This is a genomic window from Jannaschia formosa (assembly GCF_003340555.1).
Taxonomy (GTDB): domain Bacteria; phylum Pseudomonadota; class Alphaproteobacteria; order Rhodobacterales; family Rhodobacteraceae; genus Jannaschia; species Jannaschia formosa.
In genome coordinates, this window is the sequence record NZ_QPLJ01000001.1 from 326,145 (window position 1) to 351,741 (window position 25,597).

At 71.3% G+C, this 25,597-nt stretch carries 29 protein-coding genes; 9 read left to right on the top strand and 20 right to left on the bottom strand.

The features are described 5' to 3' along the window. The first annotated feature begins 37 nt into the window (after positions 1-37). Together rnr and DR046_RS01675 are read left to right on the top strand one after the other, a co-directional pair. Positions 38-2,230: a ribonuclease R gene (gene rnr, locus DR046_RS01670; RefSeq protein ID WP_115379285.1), complete on the top strand. Its 2,193-nt coding sequence runs from the start codon at positions 38-40 to the stop codon at positions 2,228-2,230. Beyond that, positions 2,227-3,444: a lytic murein transglycosylase gene (locus DR046_RS01675; RefSeq protein WP_115379286.1), complete on the top strand. Its 1,218-nt coding sequence runs from the start codon at positions 2,227-2,229 to the stop codon at positions 3,442-3,444. Before rnr ends, DR046_RS01675 begins: the two co-directional genes overlap by 4 nt. A gap of 286 nt (positions 3,445-3,730) precedes the next feature. On the opposite strand, the gene pheS is transcribed toward DR046_RS01675, so the two are convergent. From pheS to pyk, 7 genes are all read right to left on the bottom strand, one after another. After that, a complete protein-coding gene (pheS, locus tag DR046_RS01680) occupies positions 3,731-4,795 on the bottom strand; it encodes a phenylalanine--tRNA ligase subunit alpha (protein WP_115379288.1) in 1,065 nt (354 codons plus the stop codon). 75 nt (positions 4,796-4,870) lie between these two features. Next, a complete protein-coding gene (locus tag DR046_RS01685) occupies positions 4,871-5,674 on the bottom strand; it encodes a TerC family protein (protein ID WP_115379290.1) in 804 nt (267 codons plus the stop codon). A gap of 34 nt (positions 5,675-5,708) precedes the next feature. Beyond that, positions 5,709-6,386: an SGNH/GDSL hydrolase family protein gene (locus DR046_RS01690; RefSeq protein WP_115379292.1), complete on the bottom strand. Its 678-nt coding sequence runs from the start codon at positions 6,384-6,386 to the stop codon at positions 5,709-5,711. 97 nt (positions 6,387-6,483) lie between these two features. After that, positions 6,484-6,843 carry a 50S ribosomal protein L20 gene (rplT, locus tag DR046_RS01695; RefSeq protein WP_115379294.1) on the bottom strand — a complete coding sequence of 120 codons (360 nt, stop codon included), beginning with the start codon at positions 6,841-6,843 and terminating at the stop codon, positions 6,484-6,486. A 15-nt stretch (positions 6,844-6,858) separates the two neighbouring features. Beyond that, positions 6,859-7,059 (bottom strand): 50S ribosomal protein L35, encoded by a 201-nt coding sequence (gene rpmI / locus DR046_RS01700; RefSeq protein ID WP_115379296.1) that lies wholly within the window; start codon positions 7,057-7,059, stop codon positions 6,859-6,861. A gap of 407 nt (positions 7,060-7,466) precedes the next feature. Further along, positions 7,467-7,778: a hypothetical protein gene (locus DR046_RS01705; protein ID WP_115379298.1), complete on the bottom strand. Its 312-nt coding sequence runs from the start codon at positions 7,776-7,778 to the stop codon at positions 7,467-7,469. Position 7,779: 1 nt separating this feature from the next. Beyond that, on the bottom strand, positions 7,780-9,225 hold the full coding sequence (pyk, locus tag DR046_RS01710; RefSeq protein WP_115379300.1) for a pyruvate kinase: 1,446 nt from the start codon (positions 9,223-9,225) through the stop codon (positions 7,780-7,782). Between the two features lie 121 nt (positions 9,226-9,346). Between pyk and DR046_RS01715 the strand changes: the two genes are divergently transcribed. The 4 genes from DR046_RS01715 (at position 9,347) to DR046_RS01730 (ending at position 11,076) form a co-directional block, all read left to right on the top strand. Beyond that, complete coding sequence (locus DR046_RS01715; RefSeq protein ID WP_115379302.1) at positions 9,347-10,084, top strand: N-formylglutamate amidohydrolase; 738 nt, start codon at positions 9,347-9,349, stop codon at positions 10,082-10,084. 1 nt (position 10,085) lies between these two features. Further along, positions 10,086-10,394, top strand: coding sequence for a DUF1244 domain-containing protein (locus DR046_RS01720; protein WP_115379304.1), 309 nt, complete (start codon positions 10,086-10,088; stop codon positions 10,392-10,394). Positions 10,395-10,460: 66 nt separating this feature from the next. After that, entirely contained in the window at positions 10,461-10,787 is a 327-nt protein-coding gene (locus DR046_RS01725; RefSeq protein ID WP_115379306.1) for a hypothetical protein, read from the top strand. 22 nt (positions 10,788-10,809) lie between these two features. Next, on the top strand, positions 10,810-11,076 hold the full coding sequence (locus tag DR046_RS01730; RefSeq protein ID WP_115379309.1) for a hypothetical protein: 267 nt from the start codon (positions 10,810-10,812) through the stop codon (positions 11,074-11,076). Positions 11,077-11,215: 139 nt separating this feature from the next. On the opposite strand, the gene DR046_RS01735 is transcribed toward DR046_RS01730, so the two are convergent. From DR046_RS01735 to cobM, 3 genes are all read right to left on the bottom strand, one after another. Next, on the bottom strand, positions 11,216-12,070 hold the full coding sequence (locus tag DR046_RS01735) for a D-amino-acid transaminase (RefSeq protein ID WP_115379311.1): 855 nt from the start codon (positions 12,068-12,070) through the stop codon (positions 11,216-11,218). 56 nt (positions 12,071-12,126) lie between these two features. Next, positions 12,127-12,486 (bottom strand): hypothetical protein, encoded by a 360-nt coding sequence (locus DR046_RS01740; protein WP_115379313.1) that lies wholly within the window; start codon positions 12,484-12,486, stop codon positions 12,127-12,129. 113 nt (positions 12,487-12,599) lie between these two features. Further along, positions 12,600-13,367 carry a precorrin-4 C(11)-methyltransferase gene (gene cobM / locus DR046_RS01745; protein ID WP_115379315.1) on the bottom strand — a complete coding sequence of 256 codons (768 nt, stop codon included), beginning with the start codon at positions 13,365-13,367 and terminating at the stop codon, positions 12,600-12,602. Positions 13,368-13,384: 17 nt separating this feature from the next. On the opposite strand from cobM, the gene DR046_RS01750 reads away from it, so the two are divergent. Continuing rightward, positions 13,385-13,825, top strand: coding sequence for a YybH family protein (locus DR046_RS01750; RefSeq protein WP_115379317.1), 441 nt, complete (start codon positions 13,385-13,387; stop codon positions 13,823-13,825). A gap of 74 nt (positions 13,826-13,899) precedes the next feature. Here the strand turns inward: DR046_RS01750 and cobJ are convergent, their stop codons facing one another. The 10 genes from cobJ to DR046_RS01800 all read right to left on the bottom strand — a co-directional run bounded on the left by cobJ (position 13,900) and on the right by DR046_RS01800 (position 22,831). After that, positions 13,900-15,687 carry a precorrin-3B C(17)-methyltransferase gene (cobJ, locus tag DR046_RS01755; RefSeq protein ID WP_115379319.1) on the bottom strand — a complete coding sequence of 596 codons (1,788 nt, stop codon included), beginning with the start codon at positions 15,685-15,687 and terminating at the stop codon, positions 13,900-13,902. Continuing rightward, positions 15,678-16,379, bottom strand: coding sequence for a precorrin-2 C(20)-methyltransferase (gene cobI, locus DR046_RS01760; protein WP_115379321.1), 702 nt, complete (start codon positions 16,377-16,379; stop codon positions 15,678-15,680). The genes cobJ and cobI overlap by 10 nt, the downstream gene beginning before the upstream one ends. After that, entirely contained in the window at positions 16,376-17,581 is a 1,206-nt protein-coding gene (gene cbiE, locus DR046_RS01765) for a precorrin-6y C5,15-methyltransferase (decarboxylating) subunit CbiE (RefSeq protein WP_115379323.1), read from the bottom strand. The genes cobI and cbiE overlap by 4 nt, the downstream gene beginning before the upstream one ends. 144 nt (positions 17,582-17,725) lie before the next feature. After that, positions 17,726-18,358 (bottom strand): precorrin-8X methylmutase, encoded by a 633-nt coding sequence (locus DR046_RS01770; RefSeq protein ID WP_115379325.1) that lies wholly within the window; start codon positions 18,356-18,358, stop codon positions 17,726-17,728. A 63-nt stretch (positions 18,359-18,421) separates the two neighbouring features. Beyond that, positions 18,422-19,648: a sirohydrochlorin chelatase gene (locus DR046_RS01775; protein WP_115379327.1), complete on the bottom strand. Its 1,227-nt coding sequence runs from the start codon at positions 19,646-19,648 to the stop codon at positions 18,422-18,424. Beyond that, entirely contained in the window at positions 19,645-19,863 is a 219-nt protein-coding gene (locus tag DR046_RS01780; protein WP_115379730.1) for a DUF6732 family protein, read from the bottom strand. Before DR046_RS01780 ends, DR046_RS01775 begins: the two co-directional genes overlap by 4 nt. A 195-nt stretch (positions 19,864-20,058) precedes the next feature. Next, positions 20,059-20,808 (bottom strand): DUF3750 domain-containing protein, encoded by a 750-nt coding sequence (locus tag DR046_RS01785; protein ID WP_115379329.1) that lies wholly within the window; start codon positions 20,806-20,808, stop codon positions 20,059-20,061. Positions 20,809-20,871: 63 nt separating this feature from the next. Continuing rightward, the gene (locus tag DR046_RS01790; protein WP_115379331.1) at positions 20,872-21,252 is read right to left on the bottom strand and encodes an HIT domain-containing protein; all 381 of its coding nucleotides are present in this window, start codon (positions 21,250-21,252) and stop codon (positions 20,872-20,874) included. A gap of 58 nt (positions 21,253-21,310) precedes the next feature. Continuing rightward, positions 21,311-22,453, bottom strand: coding sequence for a cytochrome P450 (locus DR046_RS01795; protein ID WP_115379333.1), 1,143 nt, complete (start codon positions 22,451-22,453; stop codon positions 21,311-21,313). Positions 22,454-22,636: 183 nt separating this feature from the next. Then, on the bottom strand, positions 22,637-22,831 hold the full coding sequence (locus tag DR046_RS01800; protein WP_115379335.1) for a SlyX family protein: 195 nt from the start codon (positions 22,829-22,831) through the stop codon (positions 22,637-22,639). Between the two features lie 75 nt (positions 22,832-22,906). Here DR046_RS01800 and hisS point away from each other — a divergent pair, with 75 nt between their 5' ends. Both hisS and DR046_RS01810 read left to right on the top strand, forming a co-directional pair. Further along, positions 22,907-24,472, top strand: coding sequence for a histidine--tRNA ligase (gene hisS, locus DR046_RS01805; RefSeq protein ID WP_115379337.1), 1,566 nt, complete (start codon positions 22,907-22,909; stop codon positions 24,470-24,472). After that, positions 24,469-25,560, top strand: coding sequence for an ATP phosphoribosyltransferase regulatory subunit (locus DR046_RS01810; RefSeq protein WP_115379339.1), 1,092 nt, complete (start codon positions 24,469-24,471; stop codon positions 25,558-25,560). The genes hisS and DR046_RS01810 overlap by 4 nt, the downstream gene beginning before the upstream one ends. The last annotated feature ends 37 nt before the right edge of the window (positions 25,561-25,597 follow it).

Below are 25,597 nucleotides of genomic sequence, written 5' to 3' on the forward strand. Positions count from 1 at the left end.
GTTCGACGCCGCCCCCGGCCCGTGCTACCTGCCCCGCATGAGCATTCCCACCAAGGAGGCGGTCCTGCAATGGATCGCCGAAAACCCCGCCCTGACCTCCAAGCGCGACATCGCCAAGGCGTTCGGCGTCAAGGGCGCCGCGCGGGTCGATCTGAAGCGCCTGCTGCGCGAGATGCAGGACGAGGGCCACCTGACGAAGCGCCGGAAGTCCTTCGACGACCCGAACCGCCTGCCGCCCGTCTCGATCCTGAAGGTCGCCGGGACCGACAGGGACGGCGACCTGTTCCTCGCGCCCGCCGACTGGCGCGGCGACGCGCCGGAGCCGCGCATCCTCTATGTCCCGCAGGAGGGCGATCCGGCCATCGGGCCCGAGGACCGGCTGCTGATGCGCCTGACCGAGGTCGAGGACGAGGATCATTCCCACCAGGCGCGCCTGATCCGCCGGATCGGCACCGGGCCGCGCCGCGCCGTCGGCGTGTTCCGCGCCTCGGCCGAGGGCGGGCGCCTGCTGCCGGTCGACAAGGGCGCCGACAAGGAGTGGATCATCGGTGCCGGCGATACCGGCGGCGCGAAGGACGGGGAGCTGGTCGAGGCCGAGATCGGCAAGGGCCGAACCCGCCTTGGCCTGCCCCGCGCCAGGGTCGTGACGCGGCTGGGCGATCCCGGGGCGGCCAAGGCGGTCAGCCTGATCGCGATCCACCAGCACGGGCTGCGCGATCATTTCCCCGACGAGGTCATCGCCGAGGCGGAGGCGGCCGAGCCGCCCGTTCTCGGCACCCGCACCGACCTGCGCCACCTGCCGCTGATCACCATCGACCCGTCGGACGCGCGCGACCGCGACGACGCGGTCTTCGCCGAGCCAGCGGGCGACGGCCACGCGCTCTGGGTCGCGATTGCCGACGTCGCCGCCTATGTCACCCCGGGCTCCGCGCTCGACCGCGAGGCGCGGGAGCGGGGCAACTCCACCTATTTCCCCGACCGGGTCGTGCCGATGCTGCCGGACGCGCTGTCCGGCGATCTCTGCTCGCTGCACGAAGGCGTCGACCGCGCCTGCATCGCCGTCCGCATCACCGTGGACGCGCAGGGCAACAAGACCGGCCAGACGTTCCACCGCGCGTTGATGAACTCCCGCGCGTCGCTCAACTACGAAGAGGTGCAGGCCGCCATCGACGGCACGCCGACCGACCGGACCGCGCCGCATCTCGACACGCTGAAGGCGCTCTATGCCGCTTATGACGCGCTCAAGACCGCGCGCGCGCGCCGCGCGCCGCTGGATCTCGACCTGCCGGAGCGCAAGATCTTGCTCTCGGACGAGGGCGAGGTCGTTTCAATCGCCTTCAAGGATCGGGTGGATGCGCACAGGCTGATCGAGGAGTTCATGATCGCGGCCAACGTCGCCGCAGCCGAGGATCTGGAGCGCAAGCGCACTCCCCTTCTCTACCGCGTCCACGAGGAACCGCCGGAGGACAAGATGGACGCCCTCCGCGAGACCGCCAAGGCGTCGGGCTTTTCGATGCCAAAGGGGCAGGTCACGCGGCCCGCGATGCTGAACGCCCTGCTGCACGCCGCCGAGGACACCGAGCTGTCGGAGCTGATCTCGATGTCGACCCTGCGTGCGATGATGCAGGCCTATTACGGCGCCGAGAACATGGGCCATTTCGGCCTGGCGCTGCGCAGCTACGCGCATTTCACCTCTCCGATCCGGCGCTATGCCGACCTGATCGTGCACCGCGCGCTGATTTCGGCCCATGGCTGGGGAGATGACGGCCTGAGCGAGTGGGACCTGGAGCATTTCGACGCCACCGCCAAGCTCATCTCCGAGGCGGAGCGGCGGTCGATGGTGGCCGAGCGGGACACGAACGATCGCTACCTCGCGGCCTTCCTCGCCGACCAGATCGGCGCCAGCTTCACCGGGCGCATCTCGGGCGTGCAGAGCTTCGGCGCCTTCGTCCGGCTGGACGAGACCGGGGCTGACGCGCTGATCCCCGTGCGGTCGCTGGGCAACGAGTATTTCCGCTACGATCGCGACGAGCAGGCGCTGACCGGCACAGAGACCGGGATAGAGATCGGGCTGGGGCAGCGCGTGACCGTGCGCCTGGCCGAGGCCGCTCCGGTCTCCGGCGGGCTGATCGTCGAGCTTCTGGAGATCGAAGGGGAGCGCCGCCGCCCCGCCGCCGCCCCCTCGCGCAAGCGCAAGCTGCGCAAGGCGCCGAAGAAGCGGCGGCGATGATCCGCGTGGCGGTCCTGCTGCTGGCGCTGGCCGGGGCGGTCTCTGCCCAGCCGGTGAGTTCGCCCCGCCCGGCGATGCGGGGCGAGGCGGCGCCCAGCCTCGACGCCTGGCTCGCCGGCTTCCGGACCGAGGCGCTGGCCGCCGGCATCTCCGCCGAGACCTGGGACCGGGCGACGCGGGGGCTGGGCTATCGCCCCGACATCGTCCAGCTGGACCGCACCCAGTCGGAGTTCACGCGGACGATCTGGGACTATCTCGACATCGCTGTCTCGGACCTGCGCGTCACCAACGGGCGCGCGGCGCTGGACCGCCACCGCGACGCGCTGGCGCGGATCGAGGCGACCCACGGCGTTCCCGCCGAGATCCTCGTCGCGATCTGGGGGCTGGAGAGCAGCTACGGCGCCTTCATGGGTGACACACCCACGCTGGAGGCGATCGCCACGCTCGCCTTCGATGCCCGCCGCGCCGAACTCTGGGAGGGAGAGTTGCTCGCCGCCCTGCAGATCGTCGAAAGCGGCGCGGCCGGTCCCGAGAGGCTGCGCGGCTCCTGGGCGGGGGCGATGGGGCACACGCAGTTCCTGCCCTCCTCCTACCTCGCCCATGCGCAGGACTGGGACGGAGACGGGCGGCGCGACATCTGGGGCACGGACCCGCTGGACGCGCTCGCCTCCACTGCCGTCTACCTGAAGGCCAATGGCTGGGAGACCGGGCGCCCTTGGGGCGTCGAGGTCGATCTGCCCGAGGGGTTCGACTACCTGCTGACCGGCGAGCGGGTGACGAAGACCGGAGCCGAATGGGAGGCGCTGGGCGTCACCGCGCGCGGCGGCGGACCGCTGCCGGAGGGGCCGGGCCTGTCGATCCGGGTGCCGGGCGGGCATGGTGCGACGGCCTTCGTCACGACGCCGAACTTCCGGGCCCTGGAAAGCTACAACACCGCGGATGCCTACGTGATCGGGGTGGGCCATCTGGCCGACCGCATCGCGGGCGGCTCGCGATTGCGCGACGCCTGGCCCCGCGGAGACCGGGCGCTCACCTTCGACGAGCGGGTCGAGATGCAGCACCTGCTGGCGGAGGCTGGCTTCGACCCGGAGAAGTTCGACGGGCTGGTCGGGCCGCTGACGCTGGACGCGATCCAGCGCTGGCAGGCCGCGCGCGGGCTGGTGCCCGATGGCTACATGCCGCCGTCCCTGCTCAGGCGGCTGCGGCAGGAGTGAAGCGCGGCGCCCGCCCGCTCACCTGACAGTTCCAATATCGGCGAAACGGGCCTTCATTTCCCCCAGCAGCGCTTCGGACTGGCGGGCAAGATCGCGCACCTACTCGGCAATGACCTTGACGGCGCGCCCCGGATCGCCGCCGGCATGCGCCGCCTCGACCGAGGCGGTGATCGATATCACAGGAATCGCTCTCAGAGGTTTTCGCCAAGCTGCGGCGCGGGGCTGTCATAGCGAACCCGGCGGGATGGGCCGGGATCGCAGCTAGCGCCGAAGATACAAGGCCGGATCAGCCCGCGTGCCGCGCCGGAGCCTGCAAGGCCGCGAACCCGTAATGCCGCAGCCAGCGCAGGTCGCTGTCGAAGAAGGCGCGCAGGTCGGGGATGCCGTATTTCAGCATCGCGATCCGGTCGATCCCCATGCCGAAGGCGAAGCCCTGCCACTGCTCCGGGTCGATCCCCCCGGCCTGCAGCACCTTGGGATGGATCATGCCCGAGCCGAGGATCTCCAGCCAGTCGTCGCCTTCCCCGAGCTTCAGCGTTCCGCCCTCCCAGGAACAGCGGATGTCCACCTCCGCCGAGGGCTCGGTGAAGGGGAAGTGCGAGGCGCGGAAGCGCAGGTCGATGCCGTCCACCTCGAAGAAGGCGCGGCAGAACTCCTCGAGGCACCATTTCAGGTTCGCCATCGAGATATCGCGGTCGATGGCGATGCCCTCGACCTGGTTGAACATCGGCGTGTGCGTCTGGTCGTAGTCGGCGCGATAGACGCGGCCCGGGCAGATAGCGCGGAGCGGCGCACCCGTCGCCTCCATCGCCTTGATCTGGACCGGCGAGGTATGGGTCCGCAGGACGTGGGGCGGGCGATTGTCGCCCTCGGCCCGGTGCATGTAGAAGGTGTCCATCTCCGCCCGCGCGGGGTGATGGCCGGGGATGTTCAGCGCGTCGAAATTGTACCAGTCGGTCTCGATCTGCGGGCCCTCGGCGACAGAGAAGCCCATGTCGGCGAAGATCGCCGTGACCTCTTCGGTGACCTGGCTGATCGGATGGATCGAGCCCTGCCGCCGCGTCCGCGTGGGCAGCGTCACGTCGAGCCATTCCTCGCGCAGCCGCGCGTCGAGTGCCGCATCCTCCAGCGCAGCCTTGCGGGCAGCGATAGCGGCGTTGATCTCGTCCTTCAGGGCGTTGAGCTTCGGGCCTTCCGCCTGCCGCTCCTCCGGAGACATCTTGCCCAGTTCGCGCATCTTCAGCGCGACCTCGCCCTTCTTGCCGACGGCGGCCAGGCGCACGGCCTCCAACGCATCCGCATCGGCCGCATCGCGGATGCGGGTGACGTACTTGTCGCGCAGATCGTCCATCTCGGGCCCCTTCGGAAGTCGCGTCCGATTAGCCCGCCGGGACGGGTGCTGCAAGCATCCGGCCCGCGCGCCGGGTCAGAGCGGCAGCTTCTCCGGCTTCTGCGTGGCGCCCTGCTCCGCCAGGCGCCGGTTGCGGCGCCGTGCGACGAGGTTCAGCGCCTCGACCAGCGCCGCGAAGGCCATCGCCGAGTAGATGTAGCCCTTCGGCACATGGCGCCCGAAACCGTCGGCGATCAGCACCATCCCGATCATCAGCAGGAAGGCCAGCGCCAGCATCACCACGCTCGGGTTGGCCTGCACGAAACGCATCACCGGGCCCGAAGCGGCGAACATCACCCCCACCGCCACGACGACGGCGGCGACCATGATCGGCACCTCGTCGGTCATGCCGACGGCAGTGAGGATCGAGTCGATCGAAAAGACGAGGTCCAGAAGGATGATCTGGACCAGCACCGTGCCGAACGCCGCCGTGCCACCGCGCGGCTTGCCGGTCGCGGTCTCGCCCGGATGCAGCTTCTCGCGGATCTCGGAAGTCGCCTTCCAGGTCAGGAACAGCCCACCCGCGATCAGGATCAGGTCGCGCCAGCTGAAGGCCGTCTCGAAGGATGGCTCTCCGTGCTCGCCCGGCACGCCGGTGATGCCGAGGTCGATGACCGGCGCCGTCAGCCCGACGATCCAGGCGATCCCGGCCAGCAGCACCAGCCGCAGGACCAGCGCCAGCGCGATGCCGATCTTGCGGGCGCGGTCACGCGTCGCCTCGGGCAGCTTGCCCGCCACGATCGAGATGAAGATCAGGTTGTCGATGCCCAGCACGATCTCGAGTGTCACGAGCGCGGCGAAGGCGGCCCAGGCTTCGGGGGCGGTCAGCAGGTCCAGCATGGGGGCGAAACGCGCGCCGGGGGGCGCGGTTCCCCTAGCGCTCGGCGGCGCGCATCCTGGCGGCCAGGGCGGCGCCGATCAGTGCCGAGCCGCGCGGGGAGGGATGGACGAGGTCCGGCGCGTAAAGGTCGAGATCGGCGGGATCGATGACCTCGCCCGCGTCGAGGAAGACGAAGCCGGGATCGCGGGCGGCCAGGGCGGCGAAGCGCCGGTTCATGATGTCGAACTCCGGCTGGCAGGGGGTGAAGCCGGTGGGCGAGGCCTCGGCGCCGTCGTAATAGCCGACGACGGCGACCTTCGACCCCTGCGCTCTGAGCCGCGCGATCAGCGCCGGGATCTCGCCGGTCAGGTCCGGGTCGATCAGCGCGTCGCGTGCGGCGTCCGCCCGGGACGTCGCGCAATCGTCGCGGATGTCGTTGCCCCCACCGGTCAGGATGACCCAGTCCCAGGCGCCGGGCGGCGGTTGGCGCGAGATGTCGAAACCCAGCGCCGACGCGACGGGGTTCGGGTTGCTGATCCGAGCCAGCGATTGCGACGCATCGCGCAGCGGCCGGCCCAAGGCCTCGGCCGTTGCCTCGGGGATGCCGCGGTCGCCGTTCCACGCCATCACGCTGTCGCCGATGGCGAGGATCGACGCCTCGGGCGCGCGGGCGGAGGTGCAGGCGGGCAGCGCCAGCAGCAGCAGGCTCGGAAGGAGACGGGTCGGTCGCATTCGGCTAGGATAGCCCGTGCGGGCGGCGCGTCGACGCCACCCGCAACGAAAAACGGGGCCCGCGAGGGGCCCCGTCCGCAAGTCGGTCGGTCGTCGCTTACGCGGCGGCCCTGGCCTGGTCCACGATGGCGGCGAAGGCCTCGGGCTCGTGCACGGCGAGATCGGCGAGGACCTTGCGGTCGACCTCGATCCCCGCCTTCGACAGCGCGTTGATGAAGCGGGAATAGGTCATCTCGCCGTCATGGGCGCGCACGGCGGCGTTGATCCGCTGGATCCAAAGCGCGCGGAAGTTGCGCTTGCGGGTCTTGCGGTCGCGGGTGGCGTACTGGTTCGCCTTGTCGACAGCCTGCGTGGCGGTCCGGAAGGTCTTGGAGCGGCGGCCGTAATAGCCTTTCGCGGCCTTCAGGACCTTCTTGTGACGGGCGTGGGTGACCTTGCCGGAGGTAACTCGGGACATCTGCGATTCCTCCTATCAGCGGTCGTAGGGCATGAAGCCCTTGACGATCTTGGCGTCCGGCGCGCTGAGCGTGGTCATGCCACGGGCGTCGCGGATGAATTTCTTGTGGCGCTTGATCATGCCGTGGCGCTTGCCGGCCTGTCCCGCGAGGACCTTGCCCCCGGCGGTGACCTTGAAGCGCTTCTTGGCGCTTGACTTCGTCTTCATCTTGGGCATTTCGGGCTCCTGTTCCGTTCGCGCGCGCCGCGGCATCCCAATCGCCGGGCAGGCGGTAGAGCGCGGGCCATACCGGCGGGGCCGGGACTTTGCAAGGCCCAGCGGTCACGTGCGGGGGATCGGAGGCCAGCCGGAAAGTCGCACTCCAGCCCCGCTTCGAGCAGCACCCGCCAGAGCCGGGCCCCGAGAGCGCCGGGCCCCGAGGCAGATCCGCCCACGCGCCCTTCCGGACCTCCCGCTGCCCCTCAAGCGCACTGCCGCAGGAGCCATGCCGTCCCTCTCGGAACCCGCTCGGATCGCGGGCAGCAAACTGCTGCGTCGCATCGACGGCATGATGTGCAGCTTCACCGCGGCCCGTCGCGCCGGGCAGAAGGGAATGATGCCCCGTGCCACCGCTCGCCCCGCCGTCAGTTCAGCATCCGCGCGATCATCTCGACGAAGGCCTCGGGCACGCGCACCCAGCCGAACCCTTCGCGATCGGCCTCCCAGACCCACAGGAACATCGCCACCGCAAGCAGCGTGACGAACACGCCGATCCAGGACCGCCGCCTCTCGATCCAGGCGGAGACCGTGACCGTAAGGCCGAGCCCCAGCAGCACGGTCGCGATCACGAGCAGCAGATCCGGGTCGCCCGGCGCCGGAAGGCCCAGATCCGGGATCTCAGGAAGGCCCGCCCACCATTCCGCAACGGCGTTCCAGTAGGCGGCAAGCGTCTCCATGTCAGTCCGATTCCGAGCCGAAGATCAGCCTCTCGTCGCAGGGCGCGACCCGCAGGATATTGGTCGAGCCCGCGACGTTGAACGGGATGCCCGCGGTCACCACGACCGTGTCCTTGACCTCGGCGAAGCCCGCCGCCTTGGCGGCGCGGACCGCCGACACCACGGCGAACTTGAATCGCTCGACCGACTGCGTCTCGACCGAATGGGTGCCCCAAGTCAGCGCCAGGCGCCGGGCGGTACGCGCGATTGGCGTCAGGGCGATGATCGGCACGCGCGGACGCTCCCGCGCGACCTTCAGCGCGGTCGAGCCGGAATGCGAGAAGCAGCAGATCGCCTTGACGTCCGTCGTCTCGGCGATGGCGCGCGCGGCGGCGACAATGCCGTCGGCGGTGGTGGTCAGATGCGAGGACCGGCTGGCCTCGATGATCTCGCGATAGGTCTTGTCGCTCTCCACCGATTCGGCGACGTCGTTCATCGTCCGCACCGCCTCCAGCGGGTAGGAGCCGGCCGCCGATTCCGCCGACAGCATGATCGCGTCCGTGCCCTCGTAGATCGCGGTGGCCACGTCCGAGACCTCGGCCCGGGTCGGCATCGGGCTGTCGATCATGCTCTCCAGCATCTGCGTCGCCACGATCACGGGCTTCGCGGCCGCGCGGCACTTGCGGATCAGCCGCTTCTGGATCGGCGGCACGGCATGGACCGGGCATTCCACCCCCAGATCGCCCCGCGCGACCATGATGCCGTCCGACGCCTCGAGAATGGCATCGAAGGCCTCGACGGCAGCGGGCTTCTCGATCTTCGACAGGATCGCGGCGCGGCCCTTGGCCAGCCTGCGCGCCTCCTCGACATCGGCGGGGCGCTGCACGAAGCTCAGCGCCAGCCAGTCGACCCCCAGATCGCAGACGAATTCCAGATCCTTGCGGTCCTTGTCGGACAGGGCCGCCAGCGGCAGCACGACGTCGGGCACGTTCACGCCCTTGCGGTTGGAGATCGTGCCCCCCGTCATCACCGTGCACTCGGCGAAGTCGGGGCCGCAATCCTCGACCCGGAGCCGCAGCTTGCCGTCGTTGACCAGAAGCGTGGAGCCGAGCTTCAGCGCCTCGAAGATCTCCTTGTGGGGCAGCTGCACCCGGGTCGCGTCGCCCGGCGCGTCGTCGAGGTCGAAGCGGAAAGGCGCGCCCGCGGCGATCTCGGCCTCGCCATCGGCGAAGACCCCGCAGCGCAGCTTCGGACCCTGCAGGTCGGCCAGGATGCAGACCGGGCGCCCGAGGTCGCGCTCGATGTCGCGCAGGATGTTGTGGCGGGCGCGGATATCGTCATGCCCGCCATGGGACATGTTGAGGCGGAACACGTCGGCGCCGGCCTCGAACAGGGCACGGATGGTATCGTAATCGTTCGAGGCGGGGCCGAGCGTGGCGACGATCTTCACGTTGCGATGGCGTCTCATGCGGGCTCAGGTCCTTCTTGTGAAGACGTGGCGTTAGCGCTCGCACCAATGCCCTGCCCGGGCGGCGCAGGCAACCTGCCACGGGTCTGGGCAAGCCGATCGGGGCGCGGTAAGCGAGGCCATGTCTGACGCCCCCTACCAGATCGTCAACCCCGAAGGCGCGTCGCGCTGGACGCTGCTGTGCGATCACGCCTCCAACCGGGTGCCCGACGCGGTTGGCCCTTTGGGCCTGCCCGAGGCCGACATGGCCCGCCACATCGCCTGGGATCCGGGAACGGCGGGCGTGGTCACGGCGCTGTCCCAGCTTCTGGATGCGCCCGCGGTCCTGTCGGATTTCTCGCGCCTCGTGATCGACCCGAACCGGGGCGAGGACGACCCCACACTGCTCATGAAGCTCTATGACGGCACGATCATTCCCGGCAACCGCCATGCCGACGCCGCCGAGCGCGAGCGGCGCCTCGCGCTCTACCACCGCCCCTACCACGCCGCCGTCACCGGCTTCCTCGAGGCCCGCGAGGCGCCGGTGATCTGCTCGGTGCACAGCTTCACGCCGCAGCTGCGCGGGCGCGAGCCGCGGCCCTGGCAGGTCGGCGTGCTGTTCTCGCACGACCGGCGTCTCTCCGACCCGCTGATCGCCCGGCTCATGGCCGAGGGCGATCTCTGCGTCGGCGTAAACGAGCCCTATTCCGGCCACCTGCCCGGCGACAGCATGGACCGCCACGCGCTGGCCCGGGGAAGGCTGCATGTCTTGATCGAATTGCGAAACGACCTCATCTCGGATGCGAAGGGGCAGCGGCACTGGGCCGCGCGCCTCGCGCCCCTGCTGACCGCCGCCCTGGAGGATGCCGAGAATGCCTGAGATGGACGACCAGACCCGCCTGGAGATCGAAGCGGCCGCCTTCCGCCGCCTGCGCCGGCACCTGATCGAGGACCGCCCCGACGCGCAGAACATCGACCTGATGAACCTCGCGGGCTTCTGTCGGAACTGCCTAAGCCGCTGGTACGGCGAGGCCGCCGCCGAGCGCGGAATCGAACTGTCGAAGGACGAGGCGCGAGAGATCTTTTACGGCATGCCCATGTCCGAGTGGAAAACCCGCCACCAGACCGAGGCCACCCCCGAGCAGCAGGCCGCCTTCGAGACCAGCTTCACGGAGAACGTGAAGGGCTAGTCACCCGGACGTGTCTGGCGATCCCCGGTCCCGGTCCCTACCTAAGGGGAAAAGGAGGTCCACGCCATGACCCGTCCCATCATCCGTCTCGCGATCCTCACCCTCGCCGCCGCGCCGCTTCCCGCCGCCGCCCAGAGCGTCTTCGTCAGCGCCCCGCCCGCGAGCATCTCGCAGGACCGGGGCGCGCTGACCGGCCTACGCGCCAGCGTCGCGCGCGATCTGCAGCACTATGGCTACGGCGACACCGATGTGCGCCGGCTCAATGCCTCGCAGCTCGCCGCGATCCACCATCTCGCGCATTCCGGCCGGTCCGAAGGCGATATCCGGGGCCATATCGGTGCCACCCTGCGCCGCGGCCTGCTGCAACGCGGGATCGACCGCATCCTCCGCTGAGCTTCCCCGAAAGGAGCCTCCGATGATCCGCCCCCTTCTCCTCGCCGTCACGCTCGCCGCACCGCTGGCCGCCGAGGCCGCGCCCAACGCGCAGCTCGTGGCCTCGGTCCAGTCCCGCCTCGACCGGCTCGGCTTCTCCGAGGTCGATGCCTCGCTGCTCTCGACCCGCCAGATCGCGGCGCTGCACATGCAACTCCAGGGCCGCGCGCTGTCCTTCGGGCCGAACTGGATCCGCACGCGGCAGGACGTGAAGGCGATCCTGCGCCTCGATCCGCCCCGCGAGGACTGACCGGGGCCGGCGCAGGCCCCTTCGATGCTCCGCAAATATGCCCGCCGGAGGCATCCGACAGTCGTGACGGGCACCATGCCCCGACCCGCTGCCTGACCCTGAAGGCGCCGTCACCGGAATGACGTCTGCGCCCCCCGGCTCAGACCGCCTTCGCGCGGCTCTCGTCGAGATAGATCTCCCGCAGCCGGGCCGCCACGCGGCCGGGCCTGCCGCCGCCGATCGGGGCGCCGTCGATCTCGACCACCGGCATCACGAAGGCCGAGGCCGAGGTGACGAAGGCCTCGTCCGCGCCCTGCGCCTCCTCGATGGTGAAGGGCCGCTCCTCCACCTTCATCTGCGCCTCGGCGGCCAGCCGCAGAACGGCGGCGCGGGTGATGCCGTGCAGGATCTCCTCGCCGAGCTGCCGCGTGACGATGGTGTCCCCCTTGACGATATAGGCGTTGTTCGAGGTTCCCTCGGTCACCGCGCCGTCCTCGACCATCCAGGCGTCGTCCGCCCCCGCGGCCTTCGCCATCATCTTGCCCATCGACGGATAGAGCAGCTGCACCGTCTTGATGTCGCGCCGGCCCCAGCGGCGGTCGGGGATGGAGATCACCGAGAGGCCCTTGGCGGCCCGCGCCGGATCGGCCAGCCCGGGCTTCGACTGGGTGAACAGGACCAGCGTCGGCGTGGTTCCGGCCTCCGGGTAGAGGAAGTCGCGATCCGCCGCGCCGCGCGTGACCTGCAGGTAGACCAGCCCGTCCTCGATGCCGTTGCGCGCCACCAGCTCGCGGTGGATGGCGAGCAGTTCCTCCTCCCCCACCGGCTCGGCCATGGCGAGCTCGCCCAGCGAGCGCTTCAGCCGCGCCGCGTGGCCGGCGAAGTCGATGAGCTTGCCGCCCAGAACGCTCGTGACCTCGTAGACGCCGTCGGCGAAGAGGAAGCCGCGGTCGAAGACCGAGACCCTGGCCTGGTCCTCGGGAACGTAGTCTCCGTTTACGTAGACGATGCGCATCGGCCCCTCCTGTTCGGCCCGCCCGTCTTGCGGGGCGGCGCCCGGAGGGTCAAGCGTCAGCGCGCCTCCCCAGCGTCCCAGGGCTCCGCCCGGACATAGTCGCGCGGCGGGGCGGCGCGCATCTCCGTCGTGCGCTTGAAGTCGTAATGCATCACGTTGCGCGACGGCTCGGCGGCGACGACCAGCCCGACGCGCAGTAGCGTGCCGCCGTCATGGATCTCGACAAGGCCGCGCAGCTTGGGCGCGAATTCCACGTCGAGGTCGAAGCCGGTCTCGTCCATGGCCCGGATCGGGTACCATATATCGCCCACCCGGACCCGGATGCCCCGGACCGGACGACGCACCCGGCGCGGCGGAGCGGCGGCGAGCCCGTCGCGCACGTCCTGCGGAAGGATATCGGACTCGAGCTCGACCATTGTAACCTCCCTGCCCGCGCGGCGCCGCCGCACACCCCCATATTCCAGAATGAGTCTGGCGCAGATGGATGAAGAGTCAATGAAGCCGCGATGAAGATTCTCCGCGTCCGCGGTCAACCCGTCGCGCGGGGCCGCAGCACGTGCGGGATCGCCGGGTCGTAGAGCGCGCTGTCGCGGAAATCCTCGACCTCGCCCAGGGCCGGGCCGACCAGGATCAGCGCCGTGCGGGTGATCTTGGCCGCGCGGGCCTTCTCGCGGATGTCGGTCAATGTGCCGCGCAGGAAGGCCTCGTCGGGCCAGCCGACGCGATAGGCCACGATCACGGGGCAGTCGGGTCCGTAATGCGGCACCAGCGCGCGCTCGATCTCGCGCAGGGCGCGGATGCCGAGATGGATGGCCAGCGTGGCGCCGGTGCGGGCGAAGTTCTCCAGCGTCTCGCCCGGCGGCATCGAGGTGGATTTCATGCTGACCCGGGTCAGCACGATGGACTGCGCCACCTCGGGCACCGTCAGCTCCTGCCCCAGCGCGGCGGCGGCGGCGGCGTAGGCGGGCACGCCGGGGCAGATGTCGTAGGGAATGCCGTCACGCTTCAGAAGGCGGATCTGCTCGGCGATGGCGCCATAGAGGCTCGGGTCGCCGGAATGGACGCGGGCCACGTCCTCGCCACGGGTCCGCGCCGCGAGGATCTCGGCATGGGTCTCGTCGAGGGTCATCGGGGCCGTGTCGAGGACGCGCGCCCCCTCGGGCGCCTCGGCCACGACAGCGGCAGGCACCAGCGAGCCGGCATAGAGGCACACCGGACAGGACCGGATCAGCCGCTGCGCCTTCAGCGTCAGCAGCTCCGGATCGCCCGGCCCTGCGCCTATGAAGTGAACCCGCATGCCGCTATCCTCTCAAGATGGTTCCCGCCCCGCAGGACTTCGTCCCCGCCTTCGTCGCCGCCTGGATGGCGCGCGACGGCGAAAGGCTCGCCGCGCTCTTCGCGCCCGACGCGGACTTCGTCAACGTCACCGGCATCTGGTGGCAGGACCGCCCTGCCATCGCCCGCGCCCATGCCTACGCGCTGGGCAGTTTCTTCGCCGAGACGCGCCTCGCCCCCGGCCGCGTCAGGATCCGCGACCTGGGCGATGTGGCCGTGGTCCACGCCCGCATGGCGCTGACCGGCCAGCGCGCGCCCGACGGCAGCCGTGCAGGCGCCCGGACCACGATCCTCAGCTTCGTGCTGCACCGAACGCCCGGGGGTTGGCAGGCGGTCAGCGCGCAGAACACGGACGTGGTGCCGGGGGCCGAGACGCAGCTTGCGGGAGCGGGCGCCCTCACCCCGACGAGCTACCGCTGATCCCTCATCTCGCCGGAAATACCTCGGGGGGAGTCGGCCGCAGGCTGACGGGGGGCAGAGCACCCCTCCCCCGTTCATGCCAGGTCCCCGCCGGCCATCTTGCGCGCATAGCCCCGAGGCGTGAACATCCGCACCCCGTCCGGCGTCTTCACGGTCCGCGTCTGCGACGAACCGACCAGCACCGTGGTCAGCATGTCGACCTCGTCCACCGCCAGCGCGTCCAGCCGGCGCAGCCGCAGGGACTCCTCCGGCCGCCCGAGCGACGAGGCCAGCAGGACCGGCGTGCCGGCGGGGCGGTGGCGCAGCAGGATGTCCCGCGCCTCGGCCAGCAGCGTGCGGCGACGGCGCGAAACGGGATTGTAGAAGGCGATCACGAAATCGCCTTCGGCGGCGGCGGTCACGCGGCGGACGATGTCCTCGCGCGGGGTCAGCAGGTCCGACAGCGAGATGGCGCAGAAATCGTGTCCCAGCGGGGCGCCGATCCGGGCGGCGGCGGCCTGCAGCGCGCTGATGCCGGGCGTCGCGAGGACCTCGACCCGGCGCGCGGCGGGCGAGACGGCGGAGAGATCCGAGGGGTCGCGCGCCAGCAGCTCGTAGACCAGCGCGCCCATCGCGTAGATCCCCGCGTCGCCGGAGCAGATCAGCGCCACGTTGCGCCCTTCGCCCGCCCGCTCCAGCGCGTGGCGGCAGCGGTCCTCCTCCCCGCCCAGCGGGAAGTCCGCGCGCGCCTTGCCCGCGGCGAGCGGCCCCAGCAGGTCGATATAGAGGCCGTAGCCGACCAGTTCCTCGGCCTCCTGGACCAGCCGCGACGCCTCGGGCGCGCGCCAGGCGGCCTGTCCGGGGCCAAGGGAGACGATGGAGAGCCGCCCGCGTCCGCGCCCCTTCGGCGCGGTGATGGGGTCGGCCGCACGGGCCAGGGCGGCGGTGGTCATGGCCGTCTTGCGCTTGGGGTGGACCAGCACCCCGCCCGCGACTGCCAGGGCGGCGGCCTCGGCGACCGAGGGCGTGCCGATCTCGGCGCGCACGACCTCCGACGGGTTCGGGACCTCGATTGCCGCCAGCTCCGGCGGCGCGAAGGCCCGCAGCGGCCGCCCCAGCCGCGCCGCGACGGCGTGCATCGCGGGCTCGTCCAGCTTCAGATCGACGGTCGCCACCGCGGCGACGGCGCCCGGCGCCACGCCCGCCTCGGCCAGCACCGCCTGCGCGTTCTCCCACAGCTCCTCGGGGTCGGCGTCCCGCGCGCAGCCGAGGCCCAGCACATGCCGCATCGGGTGGTAGACCAGCCGCGCGGGATCCCCCTCGGCCGGGGCCTCCGTGCCGAGGATCTCGACGGAACCGCCAGCAGGCAGGTCGAAGGGCAACTCCCCCGCGATCCGCGCTCCGCCGCCCTGCAGCAGCGACGCCATGACGGGTTTCGCGTGCTCCGGGTTCGCCAGCGCCCAGCCGGCGGGCGGCTCGTCGAGAGCCACGCCCAGCGCCACGTCGCCGGCCGTCGTGACGGCGGCGGTCGCGCCCAGAGCCTCGGCGATGCGGCGCGCCAGCCGGTTGGCGCCACGGTGGCCGCCGAGCAGCGGGACGACGACGGCGCCGTCGTCCGAGACCGACAGGACCGGCGGCTCGGCCGTCTTGTCGGACAGCAGAGGCGCGACGGCGCGGATCAGGATACCCGCCGCGCAGACGCCGACGACCGCGTGACCCGCGGCGAACAGGTCACGGGCATGGGCCAGCGCGTCGGGGAAGGTGATCTCGGCCTGCGTCCGCCCGGCCCGCCCGTGCAGGGGGCAGCCCAGCGCCTCGGCGACGCGGCGGGCGGTGGGTTCCCCGGCGGCGCTCAGGGCGAGGACGATGGGGGTCAGAGCCACGGATCGGCCCCTTTCGCGATCAGGATCATGGAGAAATAGGGCGCCGCCTCGGGCGCCTCGGCCAGCGGCAGCACCCGCTCCGCCCCCATCGTCGCGCGCTCGACATAAGTGGCGCGGGCGGTGAGCCCTTCGGCGTCGAGCAGCGCGCGCAGGCGCGGCAGGTGGCGGCCGACCTTCATGCAGACGACGGTATCGGCCGCGCGCAGATGCGCGCGCAGCGCCGCGTCGGGCAGCGGGCCGGGCAGCACCGTCATCACCTCGTTGCGCGCGGCGAGCGGCATCGCGGCCCGTGCGGCGCAGGCGGTCAGCGACGTGACCCCGGGCGTGATCTCGACCGGGTAGCGGGGACTGAGCCGCGCGAAGAGATACATGAAGGAGCCGTAGAAGAACGGGTCTCCCTCGCAGAGGCAGACGACGTCGCGCCCCGCATCCAGCGCCGCCGCAATCCGCTCGGCGCCTGCATCGTAGGCCGCCTGCGCCGGTTCACGTGCCGTCGTCATGGGGATGTCCATGACGATCTCCTGCGTGCCCGGCGGGATCAGGTCGGCGGCGATGGCCCGGGCAAGGCTGTCGCCCCCGGCCAGCGCCGGATAGGCCACGACCTCCGCCGCCTCGATCAGGCGGGCGGCGCGGCGGGTGATGAGCTCCGGGTCGCCGGGGCCGAGCCCGACGCCGTGCAGCGTTCCGGTCATCGCTTGACCAGCGAATATTGCGTCACCGGCATCGACGCGCGCCAGCCGCGGAAGCGGCCCACCGGCTCGGCCCGGTCGACCGAGAGGCGCACGAGGTCGCCGCCATGCTTCGCGTGCAGCGCAAAGAGCAGGCTTTCCGATTCCAGCGTGACCGCGTTGGCGACCAATCGGCCCAGCGGGCGGAGCGCCGTCCAGGCCGCATCGAAGACCGGTTCGCCGAGGCCGCCGCCGATGAAGACGGCGTCCGGCGGCTCCAGCCCGTCCAGCACCGCAGGCGCCTCGCCCTCGCGCAGGTCGAGGCGCGGCGCGCCCAGCGCCAGCGCGTTCTCGGCCGCCATGGCGCGGCGGTCGGCGCGCGGCTCGATCCCGATGGCGCGGGCAGAGCGGGCGGCCCGCATCCACTCGATCGCGACCGAGCCCGATCCGGTGCCGATATCCCACAGCAGCGCCCCGCGCATCGGCATCAGCTTGGCCAGGGTGGCGGCGCGCACCTCGCGCTTGGTCATCGTGCCGTCGCTGCGGAACAGCGCATCGTCGAGACCGGGCACCCGCGGCAGCAGCGCCGCGTCCGGCGCGGCGACGCAGTCGACGGCGAGCGTGTTGAAGGCGGGCACCTCGTGGTTCCAGCTTTCGGCGATGCCGTCGAAGCGTGCTTCGTCGGGTCCGCCCATGTTCGCGAGCACCGTCATCCGCGAGGCGCCGAAGCCGCGCTCGGCCAGGAATCTGGCGATCCGCCTCGGCGTCTCCGCCCCCGTGGTCAGGATCAGCAGCCGCGCGTCGGGCTGGATGAAGGCGATCATCTGCTCGACCGGACGGCCGTGCACCGTCAGCGTCTCGAGGTCCGCCATCGACCAGCCCATCCGCGCGGCGGCGAGCTGGAAGGCCGAGAGCTGCGGGTGATAGGCGATCTCTCGCGGCGGGATCGCGCGACCGATCCGCGCGCCGACCGAGAACCAGAGCGGATCTCCGGTGGCAAGCACGACGACGCGGCGGCCCTTCAGCGAGCGGAGCGTCGAGATGAGCGCGTCGAACGGGTGCGGCCAGGCGAGGCGCTCGGCGGCGATGCTCTCGGACAGCGAATGGTGGCGGTCGCCGCCGACGATCACCTCGGCGGTCTCGACCACGGTCCGGGCGGCGGGCGAGAGGCCGCCCAGCCCGTCCTCGCCGATCCCGACGATGTGCAGCCAGGGCGCGTCAGGCATCGCGCGCTCCCGCGGGGGTCTGACTGGATGGGCGTTGCACTCTGACCGAAGCGTCGAGGGGGGCTCCGCCCCCGGCCTTCGGCCTCCCCCGGCATATTTCCGGAGCATCGAAGGCGCATGGGCGCGCGTCGGAGTAGACTTCCGTCACTGCATGCCCCCCGCGGCCAGCAGAGCCAGCGCGTTCACCGCGGCCGAGGCCATGGCCGACCCGCCGCGCCGTCCGCGCAGGGTGACGAAGGGCGTGGCCCGGGGGTTCGCCGCAAGCTCCGCCTTCGACTCGGCGGCGCCGACGAAGCCCACGGGGAAGGCGAGGATCGCCGCGGGCCGGGGCGCCCCCTCGTCCAGCCGTTCCAGCAGCCGGAAGAGGGCCGTGGGCGCATTGCCTATGGCGACGATCGCGCCGCCCATGTCCCACAGGTCCACGGCCGCGGCGGAGCGGGTCGTGCCCCCCTTTGCGGCGAGATCGGGCGTGCGCGGGTCGTTCAGCGTGCAGCGGATCTTGGTCGCGGCAGGCAGCAGGCGCCGGGTGATGCCCGAGGCGACCATCTCGCAATCGGCATAGACCGGCGCGCCCGCCTGCAGCGCCGCCTTGGCCGATCCGGTCACGTCCGGCGAATAGGCCAGCCGGTCCGCGATCTCGATCATGCCGCAGGCGTGGATGACCCGGACAGCAAGCTCGGCCATCTCCGGCGGGAAACGGTCGAGATTCGCCTCGGCCCGCACCGTCGCGAAGGAGGCGGCATAGATGGCCGCCGGGTCGCGTTCGTAGGGCCTCACCTCGGGACCGTGAACGTTTTGGCAACATTTGGCCCATAGAACCGGGGGGCGCAGGCGGTCATGTCAGCCCCTCGCGGTCCGGCGTGCAGACTCCGGCCCGTGCGGGTGGTCGGCATGGGGATAGGTCGGGTGATGATGGTCGTGGTGATGAGCGTGGCCGCCGCCGTGGTGATGGGTATGGTGGTGATGAGTGTGGGCCGCCTGCGCGCCCAACCGGCAAAGGCCGGTGCAGAACGTGTCGCACAGGGTGCAGTCCGCCACGTTCGACCCGGGGGCGGAGGCGCCCTGCCCCTCGACATGGTGGTGATGCGACTCCTGCACCGCGCCGACCTCCGATTCGAAGCCCAGCACCTGCACGCGGTACTTGCAGGTCACGCAGGTCGGCGGCGGCACCTCGCCGAAGGCGGGATGCTGGCGGTCCTCGGGACGGATATGGACATGCCGCCCCCCCTCCAGCGCCAGTACCTGTTCACGATAGGCGCAGAGGCCGCAATTGGGCGGAGGGATCGCGCCGGCCTGCTCGCGCACGCGCTCGGCGAAGGTGGCGAGGACGCCGTCATGGTCGCCGAGATAGCCGGCCTTGAGGAACTCGATCTCCGGATGCTCGGCGGCGACGCGGTCGGTGAAGCCGTAGATCCGGTCGATCAGGATGCCGCTGAACAGGAAGTAGGGAAACACCACGATCCGCCGGTAGCCCAGCTTTGCCGCATGTTGCAGGCAGGGCTCCACCAGCGGGAAGGTCACGCCGCTGAAGCCGACCTCCAGCCAGCCAGTGCCCAGCCCCTCGTGCAGCATCCGCGCGATCTTGGCGACATTGCCGTTGGCGTCCGGGTCCGAGGCGCCGCGCCCGATCACCACGAGGCAGGTCTCGTGCAGGGGGACCTCCGACGACGCAGCGTCCAGCGCCGCACGGATGCGGGCGGCGGCGGCGGCCAGCATTTTCGGGTCGACGCCAAGCTCGCGCCCGTAGCGGATGTCGAGCCCGTGCTGCGCGGCATAAGCGTTCAGCACCGTCGGGATATCGTTCTTGGCATGCATCGCGGCGAACAGCATCCCGGGCACGGCGAGGATGCGCGTGCAGCCCTTCTCGCGCAGCCGGTCCAGCCCGTCGCGAATCACCGGGTTGGCGAATTCGAGATAGCCGTATTCGACCTCCCAGTCGGGCGGCAGCAGCGGCGGCAGCTTCTGCGCCAGGGTCGCGAACTCGTCGACCGCGGATTGGGAGCGGCTGCCATGGCCGCAGATCATGACGCCGGTCCTGGTCCCTTCGGCCTCGGAGGCGTCCTTCATGCCTGCGCCTTTTCGGGCGCGTCGGCTTCGGCCTCGGGCTCGGCGGGCTCCTCCGTCTTGCGACGGCCCTTGACCCAGGCGATCGCCGCCGCGCCCGCGATGGCGCCGAGGCTCGCGCCCAGGACCCAGTGGTCGTGGCCCGCCATCTCTCCGAAATGGCCGGTATGGGCGCGCGCCGGGGCGGCCAGGACGAGAAGGGGCAGGAGACAGCGCATGATCGGACCTCGCATGGGGGCACCCTCGGTCGAGGCCGGTCCGGAAGACGATGCCGCCGCTTCGCCCCCGGTCTGGGTCGGCGCGTGGGAGGCCACCTGTCCGGCCCCGTCGGGGGCGTCGTCGCTCCGAGGGCTAGCGCGGGCGGGGGGGCGGGCGCAACGGCCTTTGCGGCATGGCGCGGCCCCGACGCGACCTCAGGTCGCGGGCAGGCCGATCCGGCCGATCCCCGGCAGCTTCAGCGCCGGGTGCAGGATATCGACGCCGAAGACCTGTCCCAGCAGGTGCAGCTCCAGCCCCGCGCGGGGCCCGGCCGAGAAGCCGACGAGGCCCGACCAGCTGACATGCAGGTCGCCGCCCGCGTCTCGCAGCGCCGTCGCCCCCGGGCCCGTGAAATCGCGTCCGACCGCGTGCGGCGGCAGGGTCAGCCCAATCCCGGGCACCTCCCGCAGGATATGGGCGACGAAGGTGTTGGAGTTCGGACCCGGCCAGATCACGTAGTCGCCGCGCCCCGACCAGGGGTAACCGGCGATGGCCGCCTCGACCTCGGGGATGAGCGCGGCGGCGGCCTCCCCGGTGACCGATCCGACGATCTCCGGCGTGTTCGAATACCACCGCGCATCGGGCGCATAGGCGTCCCGGCGGACGGGCGCGCCCCAGCCGACCACCTCGGCGCGGGTCCAGGACCCCGCGCCCTCGCCCTTGAGGACGATCCAGGAATGCACAGAAACCGCGCCCTTGGCCCCGCCGGTCCGCGCGGCAAGCACATGAATCGCCGCGCCGGGCACCTCGGCCGCGGTCGGAAGGACGCCCGAAGGCCCCCAGTCCGCCGCCCGCCACGACCCGGGCCGGTCCTGCAGCGACCACCAGACGCCGGAGATCGCGACCGGAACGACGAAGAGCAGCCCGAACAGGCTGAGCGGCCAGAGAAGCAGGAGGCGGATCATCCCGCCTCTATGCCCGCCTTTCCGCGCGCAGGCCATGCACGCGCGCGTGAAGCGGGCGCCGCCTCAGTCCATCTTCGACAGGATGCGCCCCAGCGGCCGCCCGCCGATCAGGTGCATGTGGAAATGCGGCACCTCCTGCACGGCATGCTCGCCCGCGTTGGTCAGCGCGCGAAAGCCGGGGGATGCATCCGCGGTAATGCCCTTCTCCTTGCAGATGGCGGCGCAGGTGCGCGTGAAATCGACGATCTCCGCCTCCGAGGCCTCGGCGCAGAAATGGTCGTAGGTGACGTAGGCGCCCTTCGGGATGACCAGCACATGGACCGGCGCCTGGGGGTGCAGGTCATTGAAGGCGAGCGTGTGCTCGGTCTCCATCACGGTGTCGTTCGGGATCTCGCCGCGCAGGATGCGCGCGAAGACGTTCTGATCGTCGTAGGTATAGGCCATGGCGGCTCCTGTCCGTGGGTCGCGCGGAGCATAGTGCCCGCGCCGCCCGGGGTGAAGGTCAGCCGAGCCGCGCCGAAAGCCGGGTGAAGCCGCGGAACCGGATACGGGCGGCGCGTTCGGTCCCGGTGATCCGGTAGCGGGGATGGCGCGCGAGGAAGCGGGCGAGCGCCACCCGCCCCTCCATCCGCGCCAGCGTCAGGCCGATGCAGACATGCGGCCCGGCCGCGAAGGCAAGGTGGCGCGCCGGCCGGCCAGGGCGCAGCGCGTCGGGCGCCTCGAAGACCGAGGGATCCCGATTCGCCGCGCCGATGCAGAGATGCAGGTCCGTCCCCGGCGCGATCTCCAGCCCGGCAAGCTCCACCGCCCGGGTCGTCTGGCGGTTTCCCAGCTGGTTCGGGCTCTCCATCCGCAGCACCTCCTCGACCAGGGCGGCGGTGTCGGCGCCCCGCGCCGCCTCGTGGCGGTCGAGCAGCCAGAGCGCGTTGCCGATCAGGTTGGTCGTCGTCTCGTGGCCCGCGTTCAGGATGAAGATGCAATTGTGCAGAAGCTCCGCCTCCGACAGGTCCGGGTCGGCGACGAGCCGGGTCAGCACGTCGGTCTCGGGGTCGCCGGGCGCGGCGCGGCGGCGGGCGACGAGATCGCGCAGATAGGCGAGGAACTCCTCCACCGCCGCGTTGCCCTCGGCCAGCCGCGCCGCCCCCGGCGCGGGCTCCAATGCGCCCAGGATGGCGAGCGACCAGCCCCGAAGCGGCCCGCGCTCGGCCCGGGGCACGTCGAGCAGGTCGCCGATCACCTCGACCGGGATGGCGGCGGCGAAATCGCCGACGAGGTCCGGCTCGGACCCAAGCCCGTCCAGCAGCCCGTCCACCAGCGCCTCCAGCCGCGGCAGCAGCCGCGTCAGCGCCCGCGGCGTCAGCGCCCCGGTCAGCACGCGCCGCACCCGTCCGTGCAGCGGTGGGTCGTTGAAGACGAGCGACGTCGTGTGATGCGCGTAAAGCGGGCTGTCCCCGAACTTGGGAGCGAAGACCTCCTTCTTGTCGGAGCGGAAGGTTGCCGGATCCTTGTAGATCGCCTCCAGGTCGGCGTGGCGCCCCAGCAGGACCGAACCGTCGGGCTGCCGCACCGCCCCCGCCTCGCGCAGCGCGGCGTAATGCGGCCAGGGATCGTCATGGAAGCCCGAAGGCAGGTCGGTCAGGATCATGGCCGGACCATGCGGCCCGGGCCGGGAAGCGTCAATCGCCCCTCATCTCGCTTCAAATACCTCGGGGGAATCGCCCGCAGGGCGATGGGGGCAGAGCCCCCTCCGCCGCCGCCGCAAAGCGGGCCGAGGGACGAACAGCCTGCCATCTCCCGGCGCCCCGCCGGTTGGACGTCTGCTGCCCCCTCACCAGTGCGGCGGCCGCTGGTCGGCCAGCGGGACCGAGCCGCCGGCCTCCTGCTCCGCCTCCGCCGCCCGTTGCATCAGCAGGGCGACGCGGCGCTCCAGCACCTCGATCGCGCGGGACTGGGCGGCGACCACGTCGGACAGGTCCTCGACGGTCCGGGTCAGGTGGGCGATGCGTTCTTCATGTGCCTGCATGGGTCGGCTCCTCCGGTGGGCGGCTTGCGGGACGGGCAGACGGGCGGTATCGGGCGGGCGACGAAAGGGACCCCGATGGCCAAGCCGAAGAAGACACCGCGCCCCAAGGCCGCCCCGCCCCGGGGCTTTCGCGACTATTTCGGTGCCGAGGTCGCGCAGCGCAAGGCCATGCTCGACGCCATTGCCGAGGTCTACCACCTCTACGGCTTCGAGGCGCTGGAATCCTCGGCGGTGGAGACTGTCGAGGCGCTGGGCAAGTTCCTCCCCGACGTGGACCGCCCGAACGAGGGCGTCTTCGCCTGGCAGGAGGAGGAGTCCGACTGGCTCGCCCTGCGCTACGACCTGACGGCGCCCCTCGCCCGCGTCTACGCCGAGCACCGCAACACCCTGCCCACGCCATACCGCCGCTACGCGATGGGTCCGGTCTGGCGCAACGAGAAGCCGGGGCCGGGCCGGTTCCGGCAGTTCTACCAATGCGATGCGGATACGGTGGGGACGGCGTCGGTGGCGGCGGATGCCGAGATCTGCGCGATGCTTGCGGACGTGCTGGAGCGGGTCGGGATCGCGCGTGGCGACTACATTGTCCGCGTAAACAACCGAAAAGTGCTGAACGGGGTGATGGAGGTCGCTGGTGTCTTTGATCCTTCCGAACCGGACCGCTTCGCTAGAGAACGCGGGATCGTTCTGCGAGCAATCGACAAGCTGGACCGGCTGGGAAAGGACGGCGTTGGACAACTTCTTACGAAGGGCCGACTTGATGAGAGTGGCGACTTCACCGAAGGCGCAGGTCTCACGCAACATCAGGCCGCAACGATTCTTACATTCCTTTCGACGAATGACGCAGTCGACAGGAGCCCAAACCCGCAAATTCCGGCGGATTGGGATTTCTTCGAGCACGAAGAGGAAGGGTGGCGCATAGCGCCACGAAACCTCAATGTATGCGCTTACCTTCGAAGAATCGTCGGAATGAGCAAGAGCGGGAACGAGGGCATTGACGAGCTTGAGCAGCTTGCGCGGCTTGTGGCGGCTCAAGGCTATTACGCAAACCGCATCGTCATCGACCCCTCCGTCGTCCGCGGCCTCGGCTACTACACCGGCCCCGTCTACGAAGCCGAGCTGACGTTCGAGATTACCGACGAGAAGGGCCGCCCGCGCCAGTTCGGCTCCGTCGCCGGCGGGGGCCGCTACGACGACCTCGTGACCCGCTTCACCGGCCAGCAGGTGCCCGCCACCGGCGTCTCGGTCGGCGTCGACCGCCTGCTCGCGGCACTGACCGCGAAGGGCAAGCTGCAGGCCGAGGCGCCCGGCCCCGTCGTCGTCACCGTCATGGACCGCGACCGGATGGCCGACTACCAGGCGATCTGCGCCACGCTCCGGCAGGCGGGCATCCGGGCCGAGGTCTATCTCGGCAACCCGCGGAACTTCGGCAACCAGCTCAAATACGCCGACAACCGCAAGTCCCCCGCCGCGATCATCCAGGGCTCCGACGAGGCCGCGCGCGGCGTCGTGCAGGTCAAGGACCTGATCCTCGGCGCCAGGCTGGCGCAGGACGCCACCGTCGAGGAATGGAAGGAGAACCCCTCCCAGACCGAGGTGCCGCTGGCCGATCTGGTCCCGCACCTGAAGCGCCTGCTCGCATGATCTCCGCCGCCGACCGCACCCGGGGCGAGGCGCTGCTCGCCAGGCTGCGCGCGGCCGGGGCGGAGCCGGTGCAGGCCCCGATCCTGCTCGAGGCCGGGCCGCTCCTCGATCTCTACGGCGAGGACATCCGCGCCCGCGCCTTCCAGACCCAGGACCCCGCGCTGGGCGAGATGATGCTGCGCCCCGACTTCACCGTCCCCGTCGTGCGTGCCCACATGGCCGGCGGCCCCACCCCGGCGCGCTATTGCTACCTGGGCGAGGTCTTCCGCCGCCAGGAAGAAAACCCCGCCCGCGCCCGCGAGTACCTCCAGGTCGGCTACGAGCTCTTCGACGGCAGCGATCCGGCGGCGGCCGATGCCGAGGTCTTCGCCCGCATCGCCGAGGTGCTGGCCCCCTGGGACCCGGTCCCCGCGACCGGCGATCTCGGCCTGCTGATCGCCGCCGTCGAGGGGCTCGCCACCACGCCCCGCCGCCGCGCTGCACTGCGCCGGCACATCTGGCGCCCGTTCCGCTTCCGCCGGCTGACCGACCGCTTCACCGGCCGGACGGAGCCCACGACCGCGCGCGCCGCGCTGCTGGCCCGGCTCGCCGCCGAGACGCCCGAGACCATCGCCGCCGAGGCCGGTCCCGCCGTCGGCCTCCGCGCCCCGGAAGAGGTCGCCGCCCGCCTCACCGCCCTGGCCGAGGACGCCGGGACCCCGCCGATCCCCGAAGCCGAGGCCGCGGCGCTCGACGCCCTGCTCGCCTGGGAGGGCACGCTGGCCGGCGCCCTCGTCCCGCTGCGCGACCTCGCCGTCGACCTGCCCGCCCTCGGCCCCGCCATCGACCGGCTGGAGTCCCGGGCCGAGGCGCTCGCCCGGCGCGGCATCGATGCCGACGCCCTTCCCTTCGCCCCGGCGCGCGGACGTTCGGCGATGGAGTACTACGACGGCTTCATCTTCACCTTCGCCGACCGGACCCGCGCCGATCTGCCGCCGCTCGCCACCGGCGGCCGCTACGACGCCCTGACCGCAGCGCTTGGGGGCGGGGCCGCGATCCCCGCCGTCGGCGGCGTCATCCGCCCTGGCCTGCTGGAGGACCGCGCGTGACCGCCCCTGCCTTCGATGCTCCGGAAATATGCCCGCC